General features: G+C 73.0%; 1 protein-coding gene. It reads right to left on the bottom strand.

The features are described from left to right. Nucleotides 1–244: ATP-binding protein (locus SM755_RS24060; RefSeq protein WP_323174890.1), on the bottom strand; the 244-nt coding region annotated here is incomplete at both ends.

Here is a 244-nt window from a genome sequence, read left to right as displayed (position 1 = left end):
CGCCGGAGACGCCCTCCTCGAACAACGACTCGGCGACGTCCTCGGGGATGCCGGGGCCGTCGTCGGCGACGAAGAAGCCGTCCTCGTCGGGGAGCGGTCCGACGGTCACCGTCACCGTCACCGTCAGCGGCGCGTCACCGGAGGCCGTCCGGGAGCCGGTCGCCGCGTGCTCGACCGCGTTCCGGAACAGGTTCTCGAAGACCCGCGAGAGGCGCGTTCGGTCCGCGACGACGGTGCCCGGTTC

It is taken from the genome of Natrialba sp. PRR66 (assembly GCF_034808065.1).
In the GTDB taxonomy this organism is placed as follows: domain Archaea; phylum Halobacteriota; class Halobacteria; order Halobacteriales; family Natrialbaceae; genus Natrialba; species Natrialba aegyptia.
The sequence above is the reverse complement of the archived record's forward strand: the minus strand, read 5'-3'. Positions and strand labels throughout refer to the sequence as shown.